The following is a 21,831-nucleotide window of genomic DNA, read 5'->3' as shown; positions in this document are numbered from 1 at the left end:
TCTGTCGCCCTATAGCCCAGAGCTAAATGCGATCGAAGGGCTTTGGAAAAAACTGAAGTACCAATTGCTCCCTGTGGAGGCATGGGAGAGATTCAGTACACTGCTAAACACGCTTACGAAAACACTCGGTGAGTTCGGAGACGTGACCTATATGCCCACGCTTTTTAGTTATGCCGAATGAATTCACCCGATGTGCTTAAGATCATCACCAGCGAGATCGGCCGCCAGCAACTGCCGCTTCTCGAGTGTCTCGCTGCGTAGAAACCGCGTGCGTCGAGCCCCAGAACGCTGACAATTCTTAGATCGCGAAAGAAAGCTCCAAACACGATTCGTACTTCTGGAATGTCTACGATGCATAAGATGCTTACGTACAAGCGGGAAGTTGATCATCAGCGTGTCCGCTGTATGGATCATACGCGGACTGGCATCGAGTCCCGATAACGATCTTGCTACCGATAGTTGTCCGTCTACATCATTGAGAGATGTGGCGACCACTAGCGGCTTGAAATCCTCGGTCCTCCTACGACACTGGTGTTAACTTCCCCAATAGAGCGGAGTGATGCAAGCTTTTTCTGAAAATTTTCTGGCAATTGTTCGTCAACGCCACTGAAATCCAGGTCGAGTTTGCGAGTTCTGCGCCGCAAGTTGGATCGAAAATAGTCTGGCTACCGCTGGTCGCTTTACCGATGCCAATCACTCGTGACACGATATGACCCGAGAGACTTCGACGGGCGTCTAGAACTGCCCTCTGCGTTTGCCGGATTCGGTGGCAACGTGCCTCATCAGGTATTCGTAGGCGTCACCGAGCAAGTCGTCACCATCGGCATCGGCTTTGCGAACGTGGTGGCGCTGGTGGATTTGTGCAGCGAGATCTGGGCTCGCATGTGTGTAACAGGACTGCATCGCGTTGGTTTACTGTGGGGCGATCGCCTGGCTTGGTAAAATCAGATGCTCCGAGCGGTGTTCTGCTATGAACCCCAGAGGGACACAGCACTTTCCCTGGGGCCTGTGGCCACCCATCAGACGCAACGGGCTGATTTTGACGCCGGTGCTAATTTTCCTGAAATGCGAGGTGTCTGATGTCTCCAATGGCACGGTGCGAGATCTCTGATCTCGAGGAGGTGGCGGTCGCACACGTTTCCACCGTGAGCGTTCTGTGAAGTGCATCTTGCAAGGTGGTTTAGGTTTGCGGAATTTGTTTCCTCCAACTTGGGAACCTTACCCATGGCACGTTCGAAGCGGTCGGTCGAGAAGGAAGAGTTTTGGCGATTGGTGCTCGATGAGCACGCCGCCAGCGGTTTGTCGATAAAAGCCTTTTGTAAACGCGAAGCGGTTTCCGAAGCGTCGTTCTATTTTTGGCGACGTGAACTGGCGATTCGTCATGAGCAGTCCGGTCAAACTCCAAACTCTCCTGCGATCATCCCTGTCCGCGTTGTCGACTCAGATTCGTGTAACTCACAAGCCGATCTCACCGACGGCGACCAGCGACCAGCCAGTTCAGGCGTGGTCGAAGTCACCGTTCCCCGCGGGATTACTTTACGGGCCGATGCGGCGACGGACGCCCAGCACGTTACCGCTTGGCTACTAGCCCTTTCGCGTGTGGCCGCCTCTTGATTAGCATTGCATCGTCAACTCGCATCTTCGTTGCCACCTCGCCCACCGACATGCGAAAAGGATTCGACGGCTTGCAAGGACTTGTCGCTGGTACCCTCGGCCAAGCCCCGCTTTCAGGTCATCTGTTCCTCTTCGTCAATCGTCGACGCGATAAACTGAAGGTGCTTTACTGGGACGGCGACGGGCTCGCGATCTGGTACCGCAGGCTTGAGCAGGGAACCTTTCAGATGCCCTCGATCCGCAATGACAAAACCGCTGCCGAAATCAATCGGGAAGACCTTCTCATGCTTATTCGCGGCCTCGACTATGAGAATGTTCATCGGCGAAAACGATACAAGCTCACAGATCCTGAAACAGCGAAAGTTGAAGACTCAGTGACCGCTTGACGATTCGTTTCTCGATTCAAGTTCCTGCGTTAAACGCTCGCCTGATTGTCATCCATCAGGTGAGCGTTTTTCTTTTGAAAATATTCAATTTCCGTCGAACCGGTATCTCGGCGGCGCGTAGCGAACATCATGGATGCCGCTGAACTCAAACGCGAAAACGAACGACTGAAGCAACAGCTTCAAGAAGCCGCCACGCACCAAGCGGCACTCGAAGAGCAGTTCGCCAGAACGATCGCCGAGAAAGACACGCTCGTTCGGTCGCTTCGCCATCAAATCAAACTGCTACTTTTGAAAGTGGCTCGCGGCAAGAACGCATCGATCCTGATCAGCTGATGTTGTTCTCGATCGATGAGCTCAAAGAACTCGCAGATGAACTTCGAGCAGAAGCCGAAGAAGAAGCCGCCGGGGAGGAAGACTCCACTGGCAAGAAAAGAAAGGGTCGTGGTCATGGTCGCCGCGACTTATCGGAAGTCGAACCGACCCGAGTGCTCCGTCACGAGTTACCCGAAGACCAGCGCAAGTGCGCGTGCTGCGGTGAGACCTGCACCGAGTTCGCGGTCGAGAGCAGCAAGCAAATCGAAATTATCCCGGCTTGTGTCGAAGTGATCCAGCATGACCGCGTGAAGTATGCCTGCCGTGCGTGCCAAGAGAACATTGTGGTCGCTCCCAAGCCGCCGCAACCGATCGAGAAAGGCTTACCCGGTCCAGGACTCTGTGCGCACGTCACCCTCTCGAAGTCCGGCGACCACACTCCGCTTTATCGCCTCGAAGATATCTTCTTGCGAACCTGGCTCGAGATTCGTCGCAGCACGCTGTGTGGTTGGCTGATCAAGCTGGCTGAGTTGGCCCGTCCGCTTGCGATGCGAATGAAGTACTTGGTGCTTCAGCCGAAAGTCATCCACACGGATGACACTTCGATCAAGATGCTCGAGCCAAGTGCGGGGATCGCTCGAGAAGCCAAATTCTGGCCTTTCCTTGGCGATTGGCTACATCCTTACGCGGTTTACGACTTTACGATCGAACGAAAGCGTGACGGGCCTTTGAATCTTCTTGAAGGTTACCAAGGATATCTACAAGCCGATGCGCATTCGGGATACGACTGCATCTACGCGAGTGGTCGCGTGCGCGAAGTGGCGTGTTGGATTCATGCGCGGCGTTATAGGCATCAAGCAATTGATAATGATGGGGTTCGTGCGAACACTGCGTTATCATTCATCGCTCGGTTGTCACAGATCGAAGGACAACTTCGTGAGGCCTAGACCGTCTGGACTCCGGGCATTCCTTCGAGCACTTGGTCAACGTGGCCAGAACCCGGGGGTTCTCCCATTCATGGAAATTAATGAGAGCTTGTCACCAGAACGTCGACTGAGTCTGGTCGAAAATGTTCACGCACGTTTGTTCAAAACCCGTTTGTCGAAGCTACTTCGAGGCTCGCTTCCGAAATTGAGGAATTCCGGTCTGAGAGCGAAGACAAAGTCGACGACTTAAAGTCGGAAATTGAATCGTTGCAAACAACCATCGAAGTACTTCGAGAGCAAATCGTTGAGTTGCAAAACTCGCCGACCGACGAGGGTGGAGACGAGAGCGATACGGAGATTTGACAGCTTTGGCTAAAGATCAGTCGCTGTTTCAATTACGGTTTTGGCTTGGATTCTATTGTCGATCTCGTTTGAGATCATGCTGACCAAGTCGACTTTGGCGTCGTTAGTTGAGATTGTCACGATCAGTGAGTAGCGGGCTTGCCTCTCAACGACGGACTGGTCACGACGATAACGCCACCATCCGGTGACGGGATACACCGCAATCAAATTCGATGATGCCAATTGGGCTGCCGTTCCACTCCAATAGTCCGAGTGAATTGAACCTCGCGTTGCGACCGTTTCTTTCAGCTCCCAACTGCGGTCGTCGCTCACGGTTCCCGGAGAGTGTTTTTTTCCGTCTTCACCGACAGGCCATAACGCCCGCGACAGTCGCTGAGTCATCCGCTTCGGGCTTTCTTCAGGACGCCGAACGGAGAACCGGAGCCCGTGAGAAGCGTATTGGTACTGAGCAACATAGCCACGACGCGGCGGGTTCGGCTCGATGAAGTAAGAGAGGGTCACCCGCATCTTGATTTGTGTGCTGCCCAGTTCCTCCAGCACTTCTCGCGGCAACGGTAAGTCATGCAAGTGCATCTCGTGGCTTTCGTTCTTGGACGAGCCGTATTTGAATGGCTGCAAGCTATCCTCGATCACCATCGTTGCGATTCCACGAGCGGACCGTCTCGCCCGCTGCAAGTTGGGAACACCCATCCCGTACACACGAACGCGATTCCGACGCTCGCTAGTTGGAAACTCTTCGATCATTTGCGGTGTCCATTCTGCGGAATGAACGATCAATCCTCGAATCGTTTCGGGCCAGAAAGCTGGGTATTCGGATTGCAATGTTGCCGCCATGTGGGCAGCATTTGCCGTTGCGGCACTGGTGTCTCTCGTCGTTCCAAGCAATGCGTCCGAACTGGCTTCAGAGCGAGTCGTGAGTAACTCAAGGTCGTCTGCGTTCGTGATGAATCCACTTGCATCCGCCGCGTAATTGCCACCCTCGAAAACGACGTCTGGTTTGTAAGGCCACGACGATTCACCCCAACACATCGAAGTCCGACTTCCGGGCGAAAGTGTCCCCGGTCTGGCGATGGGCGAATAACCTTCTAAGCCCGGTTCCTGCACCCAAGCAAGTTCGGTATAGGCTCCAACAGTCAGAGCGTTCCAAGACTGTGATGGGTCTTCAATACTGGAAACGTAATTCTCGTGCGGATAGCTCTTGCCGGTGTCTTCACGAATGTTTCCGGTGGAGATCGCGATCAAGCGACGAACACCGTCGTTCGAGCCGCTGGCTGCTTGGTCGATTGATGCCGACCACAGCGTTGGTCTCCACTGATCATCGCCGGGAGCAGTAATCGCCATGCAGTAAACGCGATTGTTGTTCGGCGAAACGATTTCCGCGAGCGCCATAGCCCCAACTGTAATCGGCCCATAGTCGGGTGCATCGTTCGAGCCTTGCGGAGGAAGAATCTTGACCGATTCAAGACGATGTTTCAGTTCGACCTCTTCATCACCGTAGAGCGAATCACGGAGCAATCCATACAGGCAAACTCCCGCCATCTCCGTTCCGTGCCCATCATGGTCACTGGCCCCCCATACAGCTTCCCAAGTTTGCGTGTCTTCAGTGGTCAAAGACTGTTCCAGCAGCGGATGACCACGATTCACGCCAGTATCAAGGATGCATATACGTCCCTCGTTCGGCGAGGCAACGGTTGTCCTGCCGATTAGATCGTTGATGAACTCCGCTTGTCCCGATGGCGGCAAGCTTGTGAATTCACCCGCGACAATATTTGCCTTGCGTAGTTCGGCTAAGAAATTGAGCAAGCCGGGGAGACTCCGCCATTGGTCAAAACTCGCGTAGCCAAGAATGACAGTCCTGTCCGGAAAATCAACCTGCTGCGAACTCACGGTGATTTTCTGTTTGCCCGCCATTTCCCGAAACCACGCTGCAACATCTTTGTCAGCGATTTCTGTGTTTAGCCAGACCTCCCACCACAACGCCTTATCGCTTGGTGGCAGCGTTTCAGAGGCATCCGTCCAATAGTCCTCTAGCTCAGCGGCATCGATCTCAGCGATGCTCGACGCCAGCTTTTCATTCAGCGGCGTCTGTTTCTTGGTGGTCTGCTTGTCTCGATAGTCTCTGAACTTATCCGCGAACTTGCTGACTTCGCTATTAGGCACAGCGACCAGGAAATTTTTCTTTCCGTCTCGCTCCTTCGCACTGACGATTCGTGTACCGGGCGAGGTGTTTTCGAGCTGTTCGATCTCAAGAGCAAAGACTGAACTCTGGTCGAAAACCATGGGGATGAACTGAAGCCCTTCTCTTGCTGGCTCAGTTGATTGACGAACGGTCGCTTTCTTCTCCGCTTGCTCCAGCGACTTCAGAAGTTGATCGGCGTGAGTTTTACGTTCCGGGCGTGGCGGACTGGTCTTTGGAGTGCCGCCACGATTGACCGCTGTGTAGTCCACCGTTTGTCGCGTGTCCTTCAGAACAAAGTGAGGAGAATCAGCCATTCGCTATTGCGTCGCCTATTTGACGGTTTGTTTTCGTTTGCTGAGTGTAGCGATGGTACAAGCCAAATCATCCGGACCGATGTTCCGTCGATCTGCCAATACCGCAATTTTCGCTGCTTGGTCGCATGCTCGACATACTTCTGCATGGCTCAATCCTTCCGCCATGCTAGACGCCTCCTGAATGCTTTGCTGGTCGATGGAAAATGCAGCCAACCGATTCTCGATCAATCGTTCAAGCTCGGCTGCTTTCGGAAGTTCGTAGCGGATGTAGTCGTCAAACCGGCGGAACAACGCGTCGTCCAAGATCGCTTCCAAGTTAGTCGCGGCGACGATGAGGCTATCCGATTCATCCTGCTCAAGGAACTGAAGAAACGAATTGAGCACGCGACGAATCTCACCGACGTCGTTGCTACCTTCTCGCATCGAGCCGATCGCATCAAACTCGTCGAACAGATAGACGCCTCGAGTGTGCCGCATTGACTCAAAAATGGCGAACAACTTCGCAGCAGTTTCGCCCATGAACTTCGTAATCAACGAATGCAGTTGAACTGTAAAAAGGGGAAGCTTCAATTCACCGGCCAGTGCCCAGGAAGTCATTGTCTTCCCGACACCCGGCGGGCCAACCAGCAGCAGTTTGCGGCGTGCCGACAAACCGTGTTCTCGTAGTTTGGACTGTTGGCGGTATTCGTGTAGAACCAATTCCAACGACTGGCGTTGCTCTGGTGCCAGCACCATTTCAGAAAGCTTCGTGCCGGGGTACGTTGCAGACAGCAGGGACGCCAGTTCGCCAGCCGGTCGCGAAATGGGTACCGACCCGCCGACCTTTGCTTCTTTGTGTTTGATCTTGATATCATCAACCAGGCGCTTGATCTCAGTCGCAAGCCTTCCCTTGCCTGCTTTAGCTTCGTGCGCGGCAATCTGCAACGCAACCGAGACGAACAATTCGCCATCGGCTTCGCTGTAGCTTTGCAGCAGTGCTTTGAGTTGTTGTGCGGTAGCCATCTTGGCTTCACCCTCTCTGGTTTACGTCGCTTCGCAATCGTTGCGTTGCGTCTTCAACTAACATGGCGGCAACCTGCATCGGACTGACGCGTCGGGAATCTGTGCTGATAGAGTCGGCAATCAGTTCCAATGTTCGCAGTGTCTCGTCGCTCATCGAAAGCTTTCGCTGAACCGTCCACGACGGGTCGCTTGGTCGCCCCGGACGCTCACCCTTGCTCGGCTCCAATCGTCCGCGAATCCGCTCCCCCAGTTCGTCCACTTGGTCAGTACCGAACTTCAGAACGATTGTCATTGGAATTCCCTTCGAAAGCGTTGCCTGTCCATAGTATCGGACTTTTGGCACCGAAAGTGAAGTGGGTGCTTCAAAATGAAGCCGACAAGCGGCCTCGTGCTTTTTGGCTAGTGCTCAGAGGGAAGGCATAGCGTCCAGCGTACTCCGTCGTAGACTGCCCAGTCGCTCGTGTGCTGAAGCGGATAGTCGGTACACTCGATTTTCTGGACGATGAATGGGTTCTCCGTTGAATCGACGCGGGCTAACAGCCTTGACTTCTCGAACCGTTGCTTCAGGTGTGGCGATGCTCCGCCTGCTTGAGCAATACGAGCACCAAGAAGCTTCGTCTGACACGCTGCCAGACGAGGACCTTGCCCTTGAAGCATGCCGAGCACGGGCGGCCGTGTTTGCTGAAACGCTGTTGAGTGATCCCGGTGCCGCTGGTCTGGTCGCGGAGAAGTGTGGTTACGCCCTGTCTATTGCCAAACAGCTGGGGTAGTGAAATCGCCTCGCTCCAATTGAAATCTTCTTTTCCTCATCCCCACCACTTTCGAACCAGCTCCCGCGTGACCCACAGCGGGCCGTCGAAGTGCCAGGGTAGCTCTTGCCACTCATCCCGATAGTAAATTTGCCAGTGATCGCCTGCGGTGTTCATCCTCCCCGGTTTCCCATCCGCGAGCGGTCCATAACGGATTCGCTCGGGATCGATGTCCAGATTCGCTGCGATTGCCTGCCGCATTTCCTCCCTGAATGCATTGCGGTTGCTTTGGGTAAGTTTTTGATGGGATCCATGAAAGAAGAAAAGGTACGCGGACTCATTCTAGGCTATCTTGCGAGTGAAATTGCACCGGTGGCCGACACCGGAGTAGATTCATGACTTTTCTAGGCGTTTCCGCTTTCGTCGACCGACGCACTCAGGCGTAGGGCTCTTTTTGAGAACTCTGGACAGACCTGGTTACCGTAAGCCATCCCCGACCCGGCCACTTGACCCCGTTCTTGTCTCACACGTTGAAACCCTCTGCGACTGCCATCTTCGCGATAGGCTGAAATCGACGGGCAGGGCTAAATTGCTACCCATTCTTCGCTACATATAGGTGACGGTGGCGTTGTAGCCACCGGGGTTTACCTATTTCTCTGTGAGGAGGTGCGTATGTCGCACGTGGTGCAGATTTCTACTCAGGTCCGGGACGCTGCGGCGGTTCGGGCTGGGTGTGTTCGACTGGGACTCGATCAGCCGGTCGAAGGCGAGGTGAAGCTTTTTAGCGAGACCGTGACAGGGCTCGCTGTCCAGCTTCGGCAGTGGCGGTATCCGGTCGTTTTCAATACGACGACCGGTGAAACCAAGTACGACAACTATCAGGGCCACTGGGGCAAGCAGGAGCGGCTCGACGAGTTCCTGCAGGCCTACGCCGTCGAGAAGACGACGATCGAGGCTCGCCGCAAGGGCTACTCGGTGACGGAGCAATCGCTCGCCGATGGTAGCGTCAAACTCTCTCTGAGCACGGGGAGCTAAGCGATGAAAACCATCGAAGTGATTGTCGGCCCCGATGGCGAATCGAGGCTTGAAACGAACGGCTACGGCGGCAGTGATTGCCGGCAAGCCAGCGAGTTCCTGGAGCAGGCTCTCGGCTCGCGTCAGAGCGAGCGGCTGAAGCCTGAGTTCTACGCTCAGGCTGACGCCCGCGAACAACAACAAGCCCGGCAGCGGTGACACGCTGACCGGGCTTTTCTTTTGTCTACCCATCACTCAAACAAGAAGGAGACCAGTGCATGACACTGACTCAAAAACTACGTGAACTCGTCGATGCCTGCTTCACCGGCATCTGGATCGAGTCTCAAGAGCACGAGGACGCGATCGCCGAACTGGGGCGGTTATGCGTCGATGAGGCTTGGCAGCTGACAATGTGGGACGTCGACCGAGGACTCCATCGTCCTGGTGGCGGCGACCTCGAAATCGAAGCTGCCGATCCATTGTCCGCCGTGGCGTCCCTACGGACCCTGCGGCAAGCCGATGGCACGACGATCTTGGTACTGCAGAACTTCCACCGATTCTTGCAGTCGGCGGAGATCGTCCAAGCGGTCTACCGAGCTGTCATCGAGGGCAAGTCAGCACGAACGTTCGTGGTGGTCCTGTCGCCGATCGTGCAGATACCGCCGGAACTCGAAACGCTGTTCGCGACGGTGCCTCACCAGCGGCCGGACCGGTCGCAGCTTGGGGAGATCGCAGCGGGCGTCGCGACGGTGGACGGAGAGTTGCCTGAGGGTAACGAACTGGACGCTGTGCTCGACGCGGCGGCGGGACTGACACGATTGGAGGCCGAGAACGCGTTCTCGCTGTCACTGGTTCGGCATCAGCGGTTACAGCCTTCCGCGATCTGGGAGATCAAGACTCAGACGCTGAAGAGCTCCGGACTGTTGACGTTGCATCAAGGTGATGCGGACTTCCACAGCCTGGGAGGATTGTCCGCATTGAAGGCGTTCACGCGGCGGGCGATGTTGCGTTCACGCGGTGGTCGTGCGCTGCGAGCCCGTGGCGTGATGCTGCTGTCGCCGCCGGGATGTGGCAAGTCGGCATTCTGTAAATGCTTGGGCCGTGAGGTCAATCGTCCGGTACTGAGCTTGGACGTGGGCAGCCTGATGGGATCGCTCGTCGGTCAATCCGAGGAGCGGACGCGTCAGGCGTTGCAGACCGTCGATGCGATGGCACCGTGCGTGCTAATGATCGACGAGGTCGAGAAGGCATTCGCCGGTGCCACCGGCGGTGCCAACGACAGCGGCGTGTCCTCACGGATGATGGGAACGTTTCTGACCTGGCTCAATGACCACGACTCGGACGTGTTTGTCGTCTGCACCGCGAATGATGTGCAACGGCTGCCGCCGGAATTCAGCCGAGCCGAGCGATTCGACGGGGTGTTCTTCGTGGATCTGCCCGGTCGAGAGCAGAAGGACGAGATCTGGTCGCTGTACCGAACCGAGTTCGGGATCAGCGAAGACGAGTCTCGACCGAGCGATGAGCAGTGGACGGGTGCGGAGATCAAGTCGTGTTGCCGGCTGGCGGCACTGCTCGACACGCCGCTTTCGCAAGCTGCCGAGAACCTGGTTCCGATTGCGGTCACCTCGGCAGAGTCGATCGACCGGCTGCGGCAGTGGGCTGATGGTCGCTGTCTGTCATCGGATCAGTCGGGCATCTATCGGTGCTCTGCGAAGCCAAAGTCACGGCGGCGAGTCAATACCCAACCGTCTGTCAACTGATTCAACAACACCTCCGCACTGGGGAGCACCGTCCGGCAATTGCGTTTCCCGCAATTGACTCTGTGCCCCCGGCCAAGAGGTCACACTCTAACCAACAAGGAGTCACCATTGTCACCACTTCTCGCGGTGTGTGCACTGCTGTCGCTTGCCGTTGCCGTCGCCTCACTACTTGTGATGCGACTGCAGAAGCGGCTACGTGGGATGCACACGCTTTGTCTACAACTCTTACGTCGGGAGCACTACTATCGTGACGACGATGAGGATTAGCACCGCCAGCGTCCACTGTCGGACATTGCTGTTCCTGTTCACTAGCATCCTCTGCGGCTGCGGCCCTTCGGGTCGTGACCTCAGCGATGCTCAGTGGCTTGGGATGCAGCAGGACTTACAAGCCGAGCGTGCGGAGGTCGGCCATCAACGCGACCTCCTGGAGGACGACCGACGGCAGTGGAGCGAACGTGAACGCAGCGAGCCTATCTTGGCGGCCGTGATCTCGTCCTCCGTGCTCCTGATCTGTTGCGTGCTGCCGGTCGTCCTCGTCGGGGTGCTGCTTTGGCCCCGTCGCTCCGACACCGGGGACGATGCGGTTTGCGAGTTGGTGATGGACGAGATGGTTACCGCCATCGAGTCCGCCAATCATCAATCCGCACCCAACGCGGACCATGACTCGCGGGATCGTCTTACCTCACGCAAATCATGACACCCGGCGATGCCGTGTGTTTTCTCCATCGACCTACTTACCAACCACGAATTGCCCCGTCGGCTGCCACAGCCTGCGGGGTTTTTTCGTGGCTCCATCTCACCTCCATAGGAAATCTAGTATGAGTACCACACTCGAGACCAACCCACACGCTGATCCAACCGAAGTCCTCGACAACCCGATGGCCAGCGTCGGCGAGCGTCTGAAGACTGAAACCACTGCCGTGCGGCTGAAAATCCACTGGCCGAGCGTTCGCAAGACGCTCAGCTCGGATCAAACGCGGCAGGCAGCGGGAACGTTCGACGCGGAGTCCAAGTCCGTGTCGGCGTCGAAGAAACTATTCGATACGAGCCACCCCGCATTTCGAGCGGCGACGGCGGTGCGAAAACAGGCGGCCGACTACTGGAAGCTGAACACGCTTCCCTTTACCGAGCCGGGGATGCGACTGATCCGACGCGACGACGTGCCAACATTCGATGTCTTCATGACATCAGTGCGGGCTGAGCTGACCGAGGCGATCGAAGTCCTGGAATCACACCTCGACGAGATGATCGACCAAGCCCGCGAGCGACTGGGAAACCTGTTCGACTCGTCCGACTACGACACCAACCTGCGGCGACTGTTCGGCATCGAGTGGGACTATCCCAGTTGCAATCCGCCGGAGTACCTGCTGCAGGTCAGCCCTCACCTCTACTACGGTGAGTGTGCTCGGGTGCAGCGTCGCTTCGACGAAGCGGTCAAACTTGCCGAGCAGGCGTTCGCCGACGAGCTGGAGCATTTGGTCGGCCACCTGGCCGAGCGGCTCAGCGGGGAAGACGATGGCTCGCCCAAGATCTTCCGCGATACCGCGGTCACCAACCTCTTGGAGTTCTTCGACCGATTCCAGCGGCTGAACATTCGGTCGGACGATCAGCTCGACCGACTCGTCGCGGACGCCCGGAGCATCGTCGGTGGCGTGGTTCCACAGGAGCTGCGGGATCAATCAACGGTCCGTCGCCGCGTCGCCAGTGAGCTGTCTCGTGTCGAGGCATCGCTCGAGGGTTGGATGACGGATCGCCCCCGTCGCAGCATCCTGCGTCGGTCCAAGTGATGTCGCCTGGTATCGAGATCATCGTCGAGCACAGCGGATCGCTGCGGATGATCTATGACGAGAGGCTGGACCTCGGCCGCTTCGGCCGGGTGTCTATCCAGCGTGGCTCGCACGTGGAGCCAACAACCGACGGACGATGGACCGCCGACCTTCACCCGGTTGGCGGTCCGGTCCTCGGCCCCTTCAGCCTCCGCTCGGAGGCACTCAACGCCGAAGTCGCGTGGCTTCGGCGTCACTGGCTCGCCAGTACAGAATTCAAATCCACTAACAACAATGGAGATCACGATGACCACACGTCTTAGCGTGGGAGTGACCCGCAAAGTCGGCCAGCCAAACTATGGCAGTGCCTGTGCTACCTGCCAGCTCGAGATTGAGATCGACAGCACGTTGATGAACGACCACGCCGATACCCTCACCGAGCGGATTCGGCGGACGTTCGCAATCTGCCGCCGTGAAGTCGACACCGAGCTCTCGCAGCACGCGGCGTCGCAGCCCAGTGAGCCGCGAAAGGTCAACGGCCCCACCAACGGGACCGTTATCCATTCGAACGCGAGGCCAAGCACCAACCGTGTGCGTCCGGCCACGGATGCTCAGATCCGAGCTATCCACGCGATCGCTTCCAAAGCGAACGTGAGGCTCGCCAGCGAACTCGACGCCGAGTTCGGTGTCGGGTCTCCGCAGAGCCTGACTCTGCAGCAGGCGAGCGAGTTGATCGAGAAACTGAAGAGCCAGATCCAGCCCGGTTAACACCAGCAGTGATCTGGCTCGTCACCGTGGCCTGATGCTCCCGCATCACGGTCACGGTTTTTAGCCCCCAGAGCACTGCCTTGCCGAATATCGGATAGTTCCACCGGCTCAACGGCGGCACCGGCTGCGGATGTCACCGCCATCGCTCAAGAAGATCCATATCACGTGTTGAATCGTCGCCAGCACGAGCGGGGACCATCAGAATCTGATGGAGAGCTGGTCCCACAAGCGGCATCGTCGGCCTAGGCCCCGCACGGCCCTGGCGAAAGTCCCTTCGCCAGGGTATCCGCGCCCGGGGAGCGTTATTAGGTTGCACAATGATAGGTGCACCCGAGACCAGGCAGGCTACCTCGCACATGGGCGAGTGGAGGGCACTGGCTGTCTGGCCGCTCAGGGCCTGCTTGTATTAGCAGACCGATGGAGCGAACTAGGAACCGCGGAGTGCGGATCCTGCACGCTGGGTGGTATAGGATGGTGCCGGCCACCTGTGCGGCATCTCAATCGACAACTGCATTTGCGGCCTGAATTTGGCTATGTACCTAAGCTCGACTTCCGCGGTCTTGGGGCTGCATGACGTCGAATAACACGGAGTTTTATGAGTTTGGTCTGCTTGTCAAACACCCCAAAACAACGATCAATATGCCGAGGACTACTGGAACGCCACTGAGTGGCAACATCTCAACCATATGCGTGACAACACCTGCCGATCCGAGAACAAAACAAAATTGCCTGAATAGGAAATTGTTAAAACAACCGTTTTGGATTTCTATGTCAGTTGGTCTCGCGTGCTGATTCACGGGGTGGCACAGTTCGGAAAATGTCGGAACACAACTTCGCTCGTCGCTGGCTTCCGGATCACATCCAACAGATTACGTTTCACAGCACCGAATCGGAAGGGTTGATGTTCGATTTAAAAAAAGCGCAATCCCGGCTACGTCGCGTGTGATGGCTACCCGCAACCAGTTCATCGATCCGATTCGGATTCTCGGGACTCCTCTTCGTCAAACCTCCAGTTTCGGCTCGCCCACGCTACAACCAACAGCGGGGAGTAAGCAAGGAGTATGGTGACAATCAGGCACGGAAACTCGCGAAGAACTGGATTCCCTTCTGTTTTTGTTGCGTCAAAGCCGACTAACGCCACGACAATGGACTGAAACGCAAATGCAATCGAGAAGCAGGTCTTTTGAACCATGTTTGTCGAGAACACGTGCCCGGTCGTCCTCGGAAGTTTGGTGCGGCGCATCCATATGCAGGTGCCGGACCATGCAGAGATACCAACGGATCCCAGGACGAGCAGGCCCCATGATCGCCACAGGTCCGAATATTGGTCACCATCACAATTCTCAGGCACATTCGCTTCAAACAAATAGTAGCGATCAATTTCGCCCATAGCGGCGAGCACCCAGCTACCTAGGGCGATCGTCGTCAGTATTCCACCATTTAAGGATTTTGCGAGCTGGTCGCGCCACCATTGCTGACTATTAGTTAGGTCGGTCATATAGGATCTCAAGCTTCTCGGACGGTAAAACGGCTGCCGTCATCGGGGGGGGGCGAGTTGATTTTCCATTGGTAATCGTGCTGTGCCGTTCGCTAGAGCTTGTCGACATCGAGTCCATTGCGTGCAATGAAGTTCTCCAGTTTCTGTACGTCCTTGACGGTCCACTCTTGCTTTTCGGGAGCGTCGGGGAACACTAGCGGTTTCCCCAGTTTTACTTCATCTACTGCTGTGGCCTTCGTATCGACAAGCTTCCATTTCGGACCGAAATTATGCACCGCATAGTAGAGAACCTTGGCCTTGATTGGAGGGACACCATCTCGAAGACATGCCTCGTAAAACATTAAATGTGCATCTGCACTTGGTCTCTCCCTCGTCACGCAATAGACATCATGAACGATGGAGGCGCGTCTAAATCTTCCGGTAAATGGTCCACCGAGGAACGTCCAAAATGCTCGGGGGATCGAAGCGCCGTTCACAATCGAGTCCTTCGGAGCGATCCATCGAGTGCCTTTTCTGTCAACGTATGTTACATCATGCAGAAGTTTGTATTGCCGACCATCAACAAGGGTTCTGACATCGAGCGTGTTCGGCTCAAAATGCCCGTAAGATCTTGGAGGCTTGGACTTCTTGAATCCAGGAACTTTATCTGCTTCACACAGATGTGGCGCAGATAGCAGCAGAAGAACAATCGCGGTAAGTCTCATTGTGTCACCTGTAGGCACTAGCTGAATCTATCGTGGAACGAGGGAATCAGCACCGGTCGTGTGGGTGATATTCTGATCCACGAGGGTGTTATCGTCGGCTAGCCCCGCAATACATCAGGTGGCCAGTGGCCGCAATCCACCTTACCAGAGGGTGACCCACCCGTCTAGAAGACGGGTATCTTATGGGCTCGCGATCCTTAAGTCAAGCAACGGGTTCTCAGCTTTTGTGCATTGAACTGTTCCGCGGAGGTGTGAAGAGTCGACTTGACAGGGCGACTCCAGTCCAGGCACCACAAAACCCTCGCGGTGCAATCCCCATGGAAGTGGTCGGTGGTCTTCAACGCGAGACTGCAGCGCACTGAGATTGCCCCGCTGCGTACGACTGACTGCACGAGTTTCGCCTGGCGGAGTCAGGTGATTTCGTTGGACGATACCATTGCACGGGTTTTTGAGCCCGGAACCATGCGTCGACATACCTGGGCGAGAGTTTGATTCCAGGAACTCTGTCGCTTACGTCGTCGCGCGCCTCAGGCGACCTGCGAGTTCCGAGCAGGCGACGTGATTGAGTTCCCTGTGAGATCACCTGCGTCGCAGGAAGTCTTGAACTGCTAGCGTGGTCGCAACATACCGTCGTTCACCGGCCACACGTAGGCGGCCCCTTACCACCAACACCACTTCACCACGGTTTGCCTGGATGATGCGGCTATCGCTGATTGAGCTACTGGCCAGTTGCCGGGGCATCTAGTTGCGTTGTTCTGCCCGAGGAGCTTCGACGGGCTGCACGACGATGTGTGCACATCTAAGGCTTCCTAGAGCGAAGCATGCCTGACCTGCAGTATGCCGTTACCGGACGTTCTCACCGCCGGCGCGGTTGCGGCCATCTTCACTGGATACAAGCCACAGGCTATCTCATCGATTCAACACGCAAAGACGCTCGACCATCTCACTCTAGAGTCAGCTGACTGGCCGGAACGGCCTCGACCAGGCAGCACTGCTCGCCAGCATCTCCTCGCAGGATTCGGCGTAGGACCACCGCAGGGCCTAACGTCATGGCAGGCGACCACAATGTTCAGATAGCAGTGAGCCAGATCTAGTCAAGCAGACAGTGGGCTAGCGTCGATCCGCAGCCTCGATGGTTCATCGGGGTCGCGTCTTGATTCCTGCGGGCCACCGGGTGATGGCCGGCGAAAATTCGCCATCTGACTCACCTCGCCGGAGAGCGTTGTTGGGCTGCACAATAGAAAGTACACCCTTCGCCAGACACGATTCAACGCACCGAAATGTATGCCCCGAACCAGCTCATCGTGATTTTCGGTACTTTGAACGTTCTGAGCCGCTCGAACCGTCGAAATGGCCGTTTTTGCGAATTTAAGTGATTTCAGCGGCAGCGAGGTTTCACCAATATCGCTAAAACCCCGTAAAAACCGCACCTTCTCGCATAGGGTTGGATTCACTCCCGAGCATTTTGCTCGTACTCGCCATAGTGAGTGAGGCAGTGGATAGTCTGGAATTCGGTCCGTTCCGTGTGCATGCCATCAAAACCACATTTGCGAACCCCCATGCGGGTGGCTTTTCGCGTGCCATCGCAAGCGTGATTTTTACCCCTTGCCGAGTAACGGTTTCTCTCGATGCGGCTCGTATTTCCCCATGGAGCACAATCAGTTTACCTGACTTGCATAGGATGACGTGCACCTTCAGAGGCACGACGGACTCAACAGAACCGGGGAACATGTTGCCGCCGGCTCACTCACACAAGGCTCTGGCCCTCGACCTGCTGCGTCCGGTTTCCCGAGGTGAGGAGAGCTCCGAGACGCGTTTCCTCTGCCGCCTCACGGGGTGTCAGATCAGACACAGCCTCGGATAGTTTCTGGAATGCGTGGACAGATTGTTCTCCCCGGATCTCACGATTGGGATCAGATCGCTAGCCATATTCGCTTGGTCCCTGCCCGTCAGGTGATAGTCGTGGATCAGATCAAGTCGGCTGCAGAGCACCTCCTGCTCTGCCTCTCTCTCGTGCCGGGATACTGGCGGGTAGATTGCTGCAGCGAATGCCAGCTGACTCACCGCCGCTAACTTTGGTTGGACCCGCCCTTTTGTCTTCGCATCCCTGATGTACCTGCCCAGTGCATGGCGGTGAATTCCCAGCATCTTCCGCAGCCATTTCTCACTCGGTATCGGCGAGCGACCCAAGTGAAACCATCCCCCCTGTTCCCCGACAAGCCACAGATAGGCTGTCAATCGCACATCCATCGGAAGACGATCGCATCTCAGCCTACGCCAATTCCTCCGCCACTCGCAGTAGTGGGAGTACCTATCCCGATCTGCCACAGATAGTGAAGCCGTGCTGGTCTCACCGTCCAGCCCCCACTGCCTGCAATAGTCGGGATGGACGAGAGTCGGCTTGGGCAGTTTCGGGGTCGATAGGTTGGGCATGCGGGGCCTTACCGGGAAGCGTGCGTCGGTTGCACATGTTTAGGGGCAGCTGTCGCCACACCCAGATGCAGAGAGTGAGTCTCGTCGTCGCGAGCAACGGCGGTTCGCGGCCCTCGCATGAGACTGCGAGGCGCCGCGTCGATCAGGTGCTCCGCCCGGTCCAGGAGAGGCGACGGGATCTTGATTACGAAGAGGAACGGCAACATCTGGCGAAGATCGTTGACCACCTGATCCCCCTGCTGATGAGGTAGCAGTGGGTGAAGGACGCGAGCCTCAATAGACGCCCCTCAAAACCCAGCCGTCAACGTGAGTTAGCTGCCAGCCCGCTGGCGTGGGATGTGATCGGAGGCCCGCTTCATCGGTCGCATTTTCTCGTCCAGGTCGTATTGGCACGGATAGCTCTTCGGCACCGTAAACAACTTGTTCTTACCGGTTCGGGTGATCGGCATGAGGCAGCGAACCATCTCCTCCTTGTTTCGTCCGGTGAGGTGGAAGTCATTGATCAGATCGAGACGGATTGCCAATACGTTCTTGGAGGAGTTCTTTTCCCACTTGGATTGCCGCGGATAGATAGCGGCAGCGAAGGCTAGCTGAGCAGCAATGCCAAGGTTGAGCTCGATCTGCTTGTTGGACCGAGCAACGCTGACGTACTTGCTCATCGTATTCCGGTGAATTCCGAGATGCTCCCGCAGCCAACTGCAGCTGGGAATACTCTCCATCCCCAGGGAGAACCGCTGTCGTTGCTTAGCAATAACTCGCAGATACGCCGCTAGTCGAGCTTCGATTGTTAGCTTGGGATTACCAATTCTCCTGATGTCCAACCTGCCCTCGTACCACTTACAGTATTTCGCGTACTCTTCGGGATCAGTGTTGGACATCTCCAATGTGCTTGTTACACCATCCGCCCCGATTAAGTCGAGGTAGGCTTCGTCCACAAGGACGGAGCTGGAAACTTTTGGTTGTGATGAGCTGGGCATTTACTTCGGTCCTCTCCGGGGAGCGTTGTTGAGAATGCATAAGGATATGTGCATTGGTGGAGACTCCAAAAAAGTGCACTCGCGATAGTGCAGCTTGAGGCCTGGAGCCGCTGGATCGGTGAAGAACCGGCAAGCGGTGACAATGGCGACAATCAAATTCCCGAATCACGACAGAGCCCACCTTTGGCACCGGGACCGCGTGGCGTCGAAGGCGACTGTCGCCGCCAGTAGTATCGCTATCTCATGAGCCTCAGCCGGTTCGTGCCGCAGCTGGCTGGGCTCATATCCGTGACCCTGACCTCATTCCCCGTAGATCCGAGAGTGGATCCCATCCAGGATGGCATCGAGGACCTCAGCCTGCGTTGCGGGGCCGGCGTCAATCCGGCGGCGGGCATCTGCGTAACGACTTCGCTGCTCAGAGTCATAGTCCGACCACTCCTCGTAGGCTGCATACGGGGAGATGCAACCGACTGCGAGCAGGATATCGGAGACGGGAGCCTTGATCGCCTGTTGTTGGCCGGTCCCGATTCTGCTGATCGTGGACTCACTGCACTGGCAGATCTCCGAGAGTTCATTCATGTCGGGAAACCACTGCGTCCCGCATCGAAATGCCTTCCCTCGTTTATTGCATCGCGACACGAACTCACGGAGCCGCTGATGGTTCGACATTGTGGCGTGGCGTAGGATCGGGCCTTGGGGTTCGGCGAGTTGGTCCATTATCAATACCTATGGAAACCGGGAGCACCTGCCGGCGATTGCGGACTCGATTGGCTTGCCCACCGCTTTATCGAGAACCTCGGCACCGATGGTGGGTGGCGTATTCGATTCAGAAGAAGGAACGGTGCAACCCGGGAGTGCGCCCTGGTATACGGACCATCTAAACCGGGCGTTGCCTCCGCTCGCAACATCCGCTGACCGAACTCGCATGTTCGGTACATGGACCTTTATTATACCCGTGGGTGGCTGTGCGCATTTTTCCCGCTTCCCAGCTTTTCAAAAACCCAGCCTTTTACGGGGTCAAACCGCCCTAACCACCCTCGAAAACACGTTTAAAAACTTTTCGCACCCAAAACCACCCTTTAGACAGCCCATCTTCACTCCCAACGGCTCCTCATCCTACCGCACCCTACACCTCCCACTTCTACATCAACGCCTACCACTCCCAGCCTTGGTAGCAACTCCATCTACTCCCGTCTCTCACCTCCGCTACCACACAAGCCTCCCGTACATCCCCATCCCCCTCCAATACCCGGGCCTGCTTCACGGCAACAAGCATCGCTAGCTCCATGTGTTGCTTTCCCCCGTACACGCTCTGGCCTTCCTTACGCCTTCTAGGGTTCTCGTCCCTACCACCCCATTCTCTTCTAGGGCGTAGTTGTCCGGGGCATGCTCCTCGCCATCAACCGCATGTTGACAGAACGTGAAAGACAATCCCATCACGCTACCTCCACCGCATTCGCCACCGCCTGGTTCTGTAACAGCCTAGGCGTCGTCCTGTTCGAAACCCGAAACCACTCGCGGCTAGATCCCACAGTGCTCGACCTATTGCTCGCACTCGCCCGTATCTCGGTCCTCCTCAACCAGAAACAGCCGGGGAGTGCGCCGCGGCTAATTCGTCCGTATGTCGAATCGATTTGCGAGTCGATCTCACAACTGGCAGGTCGAGTCACTGGAGGTGCCAGTCGATCTCCGTACCCGTCACTTGACTTCAATCTCAGCAGTTCGTTTCGGGTGCATGATCAATTGCTTGAGCATGCACTGAATATTGACAGCCAATAGACTCCGCGTTTAGTCTTGCCGCGGAGGCAGACTCATTTCTGCGACGGGCCCCACAGCCTGCGCGGCTGAGCCTGACAGACTGCCGCATCAACATCAGCTGCCGTTATGCCTGATCTCACCCACTCTCGCACGCTGCTGTAACCAGCGGGAAGAACCAGTACCCGCACCGTTCGGCAGTACTCTAAAAGTGCGTCGGCAAGATGATTGGCACGGTCGCGGCCAGCTTTACCTTGGGACGCGACAACCACACAATCAGACGCCATGAGGGCTCGCATTTGATCAATCTCATAGCATGTCTCGTCCCTCTCAAGCGGCCTGCCGATGACCGAGATCCCGAGGGACAGGAGCGCGGCTGTATCGATTCCTCCCTCCGCGATGTACAGTCGATGGACAGGCGCCCTCACTCCAGTGGGCATGATCATACCATCGAACTCGCCCACCAATGACGTCTCCTTCCCATTGCTTAGGTAAAGCAATCCGATCCCGACGACCCGGCCGTATTCGTCTGTCATCGGCCATGTGATCGCACCGTGTCGCTGTGACCACCCGACGCCTATCCGCTCAAGTGTTTCGATCGGTAGGTCGAGGAGCTTCGAGAACTCCCGCCATTTCCCCTCGGTCATCGCCGCCCGGAAGTCGACGGAAATACTGGCGAGCGATCGATCGTCGGGCAGTTCCTCGAGAATCTCATCGACGTGATCCCTGAGGTAGCGGGCCATTTTTCTCGGGGCGACTACTCCACTATCTGGGCGATAGAAACCCAGCCAATCCGCCAACCAACGACAGGCTGAATCTAAATCTGTCCGAATGATCCATTGCAGGGTCGTAATCCCGTCTACGAATGCATTCTCTCCGTCGTGCAAGAAGCATTGCCTGCAGCAGACGACACCCCGGTCCTCCACATTTGGCAGGGCAGAGAACCGATCCCAGCCTCCGCACAGTGGACAGGCGTACGCACCCCCATCGAGTAGAGACTTCGGGATACCGGCATCGTCTAGGATTTCGGCCCAGTGACCATGGGCGGTAGAGATGAGTTCGGCAATGGATGGTTGCGTTGGAGTTGGGTTAGTGTCTTGTTTCATCAGATGTCCTTGTTGGGGTTCGTCTACTAGCAATCACATTGATCTCCTACATGATTGCGGGTATCGACTGTCGTCCAAATATGAGTTCCTTGAGCAGGGACAAGAGAGTGCGTTCGCAAGAAGGCGAGGGCAGATCGCCGAGCAGGTACTTGAAGTGCGACGCGCCAGGACACGTCGTGATGAGAGCGGCCTCACTGGCCACTTG

The 21,831-nt window shown here is 56.4% G+C and carries 24 protein-coding genes and 1 pseudogene; 15 read left to right on the top strand and 10 right to left on the bottom strand.

What is annotated here, in order from left to right; genetic code table 11:
* From CA85_RS26040 to tnpC, 6 genes and pseudogenes are all read left to right on the top strand, one after another.
* A pseudogene (locus CA85_RS26040) lies at positions 1 to 181 on the top strand (IS630 family transposase); the annotation flags it as partial.
* Between the two features lie 518 nt (positions 182 to 699).
* Positions 700 to 942, top strand: a complete 243-nt coding sequence (locus tag CA85_RS26285) for a hypothetical protein (protein ID WP_456236672.1) — start codon at positions 700 to 702, stop codon at positions 940 to 942.
* A gap of 282 nt (positions 943 to 1,224) precedes the next feature.
* Positions 1,225 to 1,614: an IS66 family insertion sequence element accessory protein TnpA gene (gene tnpA / locus CA85_RS19090; protein ID WP_146392961.1), complete on the top strand. Its 390-nt coding sequence runs from the start codon at positions 1,225 to 1,227 to the stop codon at positions 1,612 to 1,614.
* Positions 1,578 to 2,000 carry an IS66 family insertion sequence element accessory protein TnpB gene (gene tnpB / locus CA85_RS19085; protein WP_315852721.1) on the top strand — a complete coding sequence of 141 codons (423 nt, stop codon included), beginning with the start codon at positions 1,578 to 1,580 and terminating at the stop codon, positions 1,998 to 2,000. The genes tnpA and tnpB overlap by 37 nt, the downstream gene beginning before the upstream one ends.
* A 129-nt stretch (positions 2,001 to 2,129) precedes the next feature.
* Positions 2,130 to 2,333, top strand: a complete 204-nt coding sequence (locus CA85_RS19080; RefSeq protein WP_146392959.1) for a hypothetical protein — start codon at positions 2,130 to 2,132, stop codon at positions 2,331 to 2,333.
* Entirely contained in the window at positions 2,333 to 3,259 is a 927-nt protein-coding gene (tnpC, locus tag CA85_RS19075) for an IS66 family transposase (RefSeq protein WP_146392958.1), read from the top strand. The genes CA85_RS19080 and tnpC overlap by 1 nt, the downstream gene beginning before the upstream one ends.
* Before the next feature lie 351 nt (positions 3,260 to 3,610).
* Here tnpC and CA85_RS19070 read toward each other — a convergent pair whose 3' ends face one another.
* From CA85_RS19070 to CA85_RS19060, 3 genes are read right to left on the bottom strand one after another with little or no spacing between them, the layout of a single operon-like run.
* A complete protein-coding gene (locus tag CA85_RS19070) occupies positions 3,611 to 6,094 on the bottom strand; it encodes a S8 family peptidase (RefSeq protein ID WP_146392957.1) in 2,484 nt (827 codons plus the stop codon).
* 15 nt (positions 6,095 to 6,109) lie between these two features.
* Entirely contained in the window at positions 6,110 to 7,096 is a 987-nt protein-coding gene (locus CA85_RS19065) for an AAA family ATPase (RefSeq protein ID WP_146392956.1), read from the bottom strand.
* A gap of 7 nt (positions 7,097 to 7,103) precedes the next feature.
* Positions 7,104 to 7,388 carry a hypothetical protein gene (locus CA85_RS19060; protein WP_146392955.1) on the bottom strand — a complete coding sequence of 95 codons (285 nt, stop codon included), beginning with the start codon at positions 7,386 to 7,388 and terminating at the stop codon, positions 7,104 to 7,106.
* Between the two features lie 250 nt (positions 7,389 to 7,638).
* Here CA85_RS19060 and CA85_RS19055 point away from each other — a divergent pair, with 250 nt between their 5' ends.
* On the top strand, positions 7,639 to 7,866 hold the full coding sequence (locus CA85_RS19055) for a hypothetical protein (protein WP_146392954.1): 228 nt from the start codon (positions 7,639 to 7,641) through the stop codon (positions 7,864 to 7,866).
* A gap of 36 nt (positions 7,867 to 7,902) precedes the next feature.
* Here the strand turns inward: CA85_RS19055 and CA85_RS19050 are convergent, their stop codons facing one another.
* On the bottom strand, positions 7,903 to 8,106 hold the full coding sequence (locus CA85_RS19050; protein WP_146392953.1) for a hypothetical protein: 204 nt from the start codon (positions 8,104 to 8,106) through the stop codon (positions 7,903 to 7,905).
* Positions 8,107 to 8,517: 411 nt separating this feature from the next.
* Here CA85_RS19050 and CA85_RS19045 point away from each other — a divergent pair, with 411 nt between their 5' ends.
* The 8 genes from CA85_RS19045 (at position 8,518) to CA85_RS19015 (ending at position 13,153) form a co-directional block, all read left to right on the top strand.
* The gene (locus CA85_RS19045; RefSeq protein ID WP_146392952.1) at positions 8,518 to 8,880 is read left to right on the top strand and encodes a hypothetical protein; all 363 of its coding nucleotides are present in this window, start codon (positions 8,518 to 8,520) and stop codon (positions 8,878 to 8,880) included.
* A gap of 3 nt (positions 8,881 to 8,883) precedes the next feature.
* Complete coding sequence (locus CA85_RS19040) at positions 8,884 to 9,078, top strand: DUF2997 domain-containing protein (RefSeq protein ID WP_146392951.1); 195 nt, start codon at positions 8,884 to 8,886, stop codon at positions 9,076 to 9,078.
* Between the two features lie 59 nt (positions 9,079 to 9,137).
* Positions 9,138 to 10,619, top strand: coding sequence for an AAA family ATPase (locus CA85_RS19035; protein ID WP_146392950.1), 1,482 nt, complete (start codon positions 9,138 to 9,140; stop codon positions 10,617 to 10,619).
* A 108-nt stretch (positions 10,620 to 10,727) separates the two neighbouring features.
* Complete coding sequence (locus CA85_RS25080; protein WP_186775053.1) at positions 10,728 to 10,886, top strand: hypothetical protein; 159 nt, start codon at positions 10,728 to 10,730, stop codon at positions 10,884 to 10,886.
* Positions 10,876 to 11,316 carry a membrane or secreted protein gene (locus CA85_RS19030; RefSeq protein WP_146392949.1) on the top strand — a complete coding sequence of 147 codons (441 nt, stop codon included), beginning with the start codon at positions 10,876 to 10,878 and terminating at the stop codon, positions 11,314 to 11,316. The genes CA85_RS25080 and CA85_RS19030 overlap by 11 nt, the downstream gene beginning before the upstream one ends.
* Before the next feature lie 121 nt (positions 11,317 to 11,437).
* Positions 11,438 to 12,406 (top strand): hypothetical protein, encoded by a 969-nt coding sequence (locus tag CA85_RS19025; protein ID WP_146392948.1) that lies wholly within the window; start codon positions 11,438 to 11,440, stop codon positions 12,404 to 12,406.
* On the top strand, positions 12,406 to 12,708 hold the full coding sequence (locus tag CA85_RS19020) for a hypothetical protein (protein WP_146392947.1): 303 nt from the start codon (positions 12,406 to 12,408) through the stop codon (positions 12,706 to 12,708). Before CA85_RS19025 ends, CA85_RS19020 begins: the two co-directional genes overlap by 1 nt.
* Positions 12,692 to 13,153, top strand: a complete 462-nt coding sequence (locus CA85_RS19015; protein WP_146392946.1) for a hypothetical protein — start codon at positions 12,692 to 12,694, stop codon at positions 13,151 to 13,153. The genes CA85_RS19020 and CA85_RS19015 overlap by 17 nt, the downstream gene beginning before the upstream one ends.
* 964 nt (positions 13,154 to 14,117) lie before the next feature.
* Here CA85_RS19015 and CA85_RS19010 read toward each other — a convergent pair.
* From CA85_RS19010 to CA85_RS18990, 6 genes are all read right to left on the bottom strand, one after another.
* On the bottom strand, positions 14,118 to 14,651 hold the full coding sequence (locus tag CA85_RS19010) for a hypothetical protein (protein WP_146392945.1): 534 nt from the start codon (positions 14,649 to 14,651) through the stop codon (positions 14,118 to 14,120).
* 92 nt (positions 14,652 to 14,743) lie between these two features.
* On the bottom strand, positions 14,744 to 15,355 hold the full coding sequence (locus tag CA85_RS19005; RefSeq protein ID WP_146392944.1) for a DUF1353 domain-containing protein: 612 nt from the start codon (positions 15,353 to 15,355) through the stop codon (positions 14,744 to 14,746).
* 2,441 nt (positions 15,356 to 17,796) lie between these two features.
* Entirely contained in the window at positions 17,797 to 17,994 is a 198-nt protein-coding gene (locus CA85_RS25075) for a hypothetical protein (RefSeq protein WP_186775052.1), read from the bottom strand.
* Positions 17,995 to 18,099: 105 nt separating this feature from the next.
* Positions 18,100 to 18,447 carry a hypothetical protein gene (locus CA85_RS19000; protein ID WP_146392943.1) on the bottom strand — a complete coding sequence of 116 codons (348 nt, stop codon included), beginning with the start codon at positions 18,445 to 18,447 and terminating at the stop codon, positions 18,100 to 18,102.
* A 618-nt stretch (positions 18,448 to 19,065) separates the two neighbouring features.
* Positions 19,066 to 19,344, bottom strand: coding sequence for a hypothetical protein (locus tag CA85_RS18995; RefSeq protein WP_146392942.1), 279 nt, complete (start codon positions 19,342 to 19,344; stop codon positions 19,066 to 19,068).
* Between the two features lie 1,232 nt (positions 19,345 to 20,576).
* Positions 20,577 to 21,626, bottom strand: coding sequence for a primase-helicase zinc-binding domain-containing protein (locus tag CA85_RS18990; RefSeq protein WP_146392941.1), 1,050 nt, complete (start codon positions 21,624 to 21,626; stop codon positions 20,577 to 20,579).
* Positions 21,627 to 21,831 lie beyond the last annotated feature (205 nt).

Source organism: Allorhodopirellula solitaria, assembly GCF_007859855.1.
GTDB classification, from domain to species: Bacteria; Planctomycetota; Planctomycetia; order Pirellulales; family Pirellulaceae; genus Rhodopirellula; species Rhodopirellula solitaria.
The sequence above is the reverse complement of the archived record's forward strand: the minus strand, read 5'-3'. Positions and strand labels throughout refer to the sequence as shown.

What these genes read in the sequence shown, in the direction of transcription:
- CA85_RS19005 (WP_146392944.1), bottom strand. Translation starts at nt 15,355, where the DNA reads ATGAGACTTACCGCGATTGTTCTTCTGCTGCTATCTGCGCCACATCTG.
- CA85_RS19080 (WP_146392959.1), top strand. Translation starts at nt 2,130, where the DNA reads ATGGATGCCGCTGAACTCAAACGCGAAAACGAACGACTGAAGCAACAG.
- CA85_RS19015 (WP_146392946.1), top strand. Translation starts at nt 12,692, where the DNA reads ATGACCACACGTCTTAGCGTGGGAGTGACCCGCAAAGTCGGCCAGCCA.
- CA85_RS19060 (WP_146392955.1), bottom strand. Translation starts at nt 7,388, where the DNA reads ATGACAATCGTTCTGAAGTTCGGTACTGACCAAGTGGACGAACTGGGG.
- CA85_RS18990 (WP_146392941.1), bottom strand. Translation starts at nt 21,626, where the DNA reads ATGAAACAAGACACTAACCCAACTCCAACGCAACCATCCATTGCCGAA.
- CA85_RS19035 (WP_146392950.1), top strand. Translation starts at nt 9,138, where the DNA reads ATGACACTGACTCAAAAACTACGTGAACTCGTCGATGCCTGCTTCACC.
- tnpC (WP_146392958.1), top strand. Translation starts at nt 2,333, where the DNA reads ATGTTGTTCTCGATCGATGAGCTCAAAGAACTCGCAGATGAACTTCGA.
- CA85_RS18995 (WP_146392942.1), bottom strand. Translation starts at nt 19,344, where the DNA reads ATGAATGAACTCTCGGAGATCTGCCAGTGCAGTGAGTCCACGATCAGC.
- CA85_RS19050 (WP_146392953.1), bottom strand. Translation starts at nt 8,106, where the DNA reads ATGCGGCAGGCAATCGCAGCGAATCTGGACATCGATCCCGAGCGAATC.
- CA85_RS19040 (WP_146392951.1), top strand. Translation starts at nt 8,884, where the DNA reads ATGAAAACCATCGAAGTGATTGTCGGCCCCGATGGCGAATCGAGGCTT.
- CA85_RS19020 (WP_146392947.1), top strand. Translation starts at nt 12,406, where the DNA reads ATGTCGCCTGGTATCGAGATCATCGTCGAGCACAGCGGATCGCTGCGG.
- CA85_RS19010 (WP_146392945.1), bottom strand. Translation starts at nt 14,651, where the DNA reads ATGACCGACCTAACTAATAGTCAGCAATGGTGGCGCGACCAGCTCGCA.
- CA85_RS19025 (WP_146392948.1), top strand. Translation starts at nt 11,438, where the DNA reads ATGAGTACCACACTCGAGACCAACCCACACGCTGATCCAACCGAAGTC.
- tnpA (WP_146392961.1), top strand. Translation starts at nt 1,225, where the DNA reads ATGGCACGTTCGAAGCGGTCGGTCGAGAAGGAAGAGTTTTGGCGATTG.
- CA85_RS19065 (WP_146392956.1), bottom strand. Translation starts at nt 7,096, where the DNA reads ATGGCTACCGCACAACAACTCAAAGCACTGCTGCAAAGCTACAGCGAA.
- CA85_RS25075 (WP_186775052.1), bottom strand. Translation starts at nt 17,994, where the DNA reads ATGTTGCCGTTCCTCTTCGTAATCAAGATCCCGTCGCCTCTCCTGGAC.
- CA85_RS19030 (WP_146392949.1), top strand. Translation starts at nt 10,876, where the DNA reads ATGAGGATTAGCACCGCCAGCGTCCACTGTCGGACATTGCTGTTCCTG.
- CA85_RS19070 (WP_146392957.1), bottom strand. Translation starts at nt 6,094, where the DNA reads ATGGCTGATTCTCCTCACTTTGTTCTGAAGGACACGCGACAAACGGTG.
- CA85_RS19045 (WP_146392952.1), top strand. Translation starts at nt 8,518, where the DNA reads ATGTCGCACGTGGTGCAGATTTCTACTCAGGTCCGGGACGCTGCGGCG.
- CA85_RS19000 (WP_146392943.1), bottom strand. Translation starts at nt 18,447, where the DNA reads ATGAGCAAGTACGTCAGCGTTGCTCGGTCCAACAAGCAGATCGAGCTC.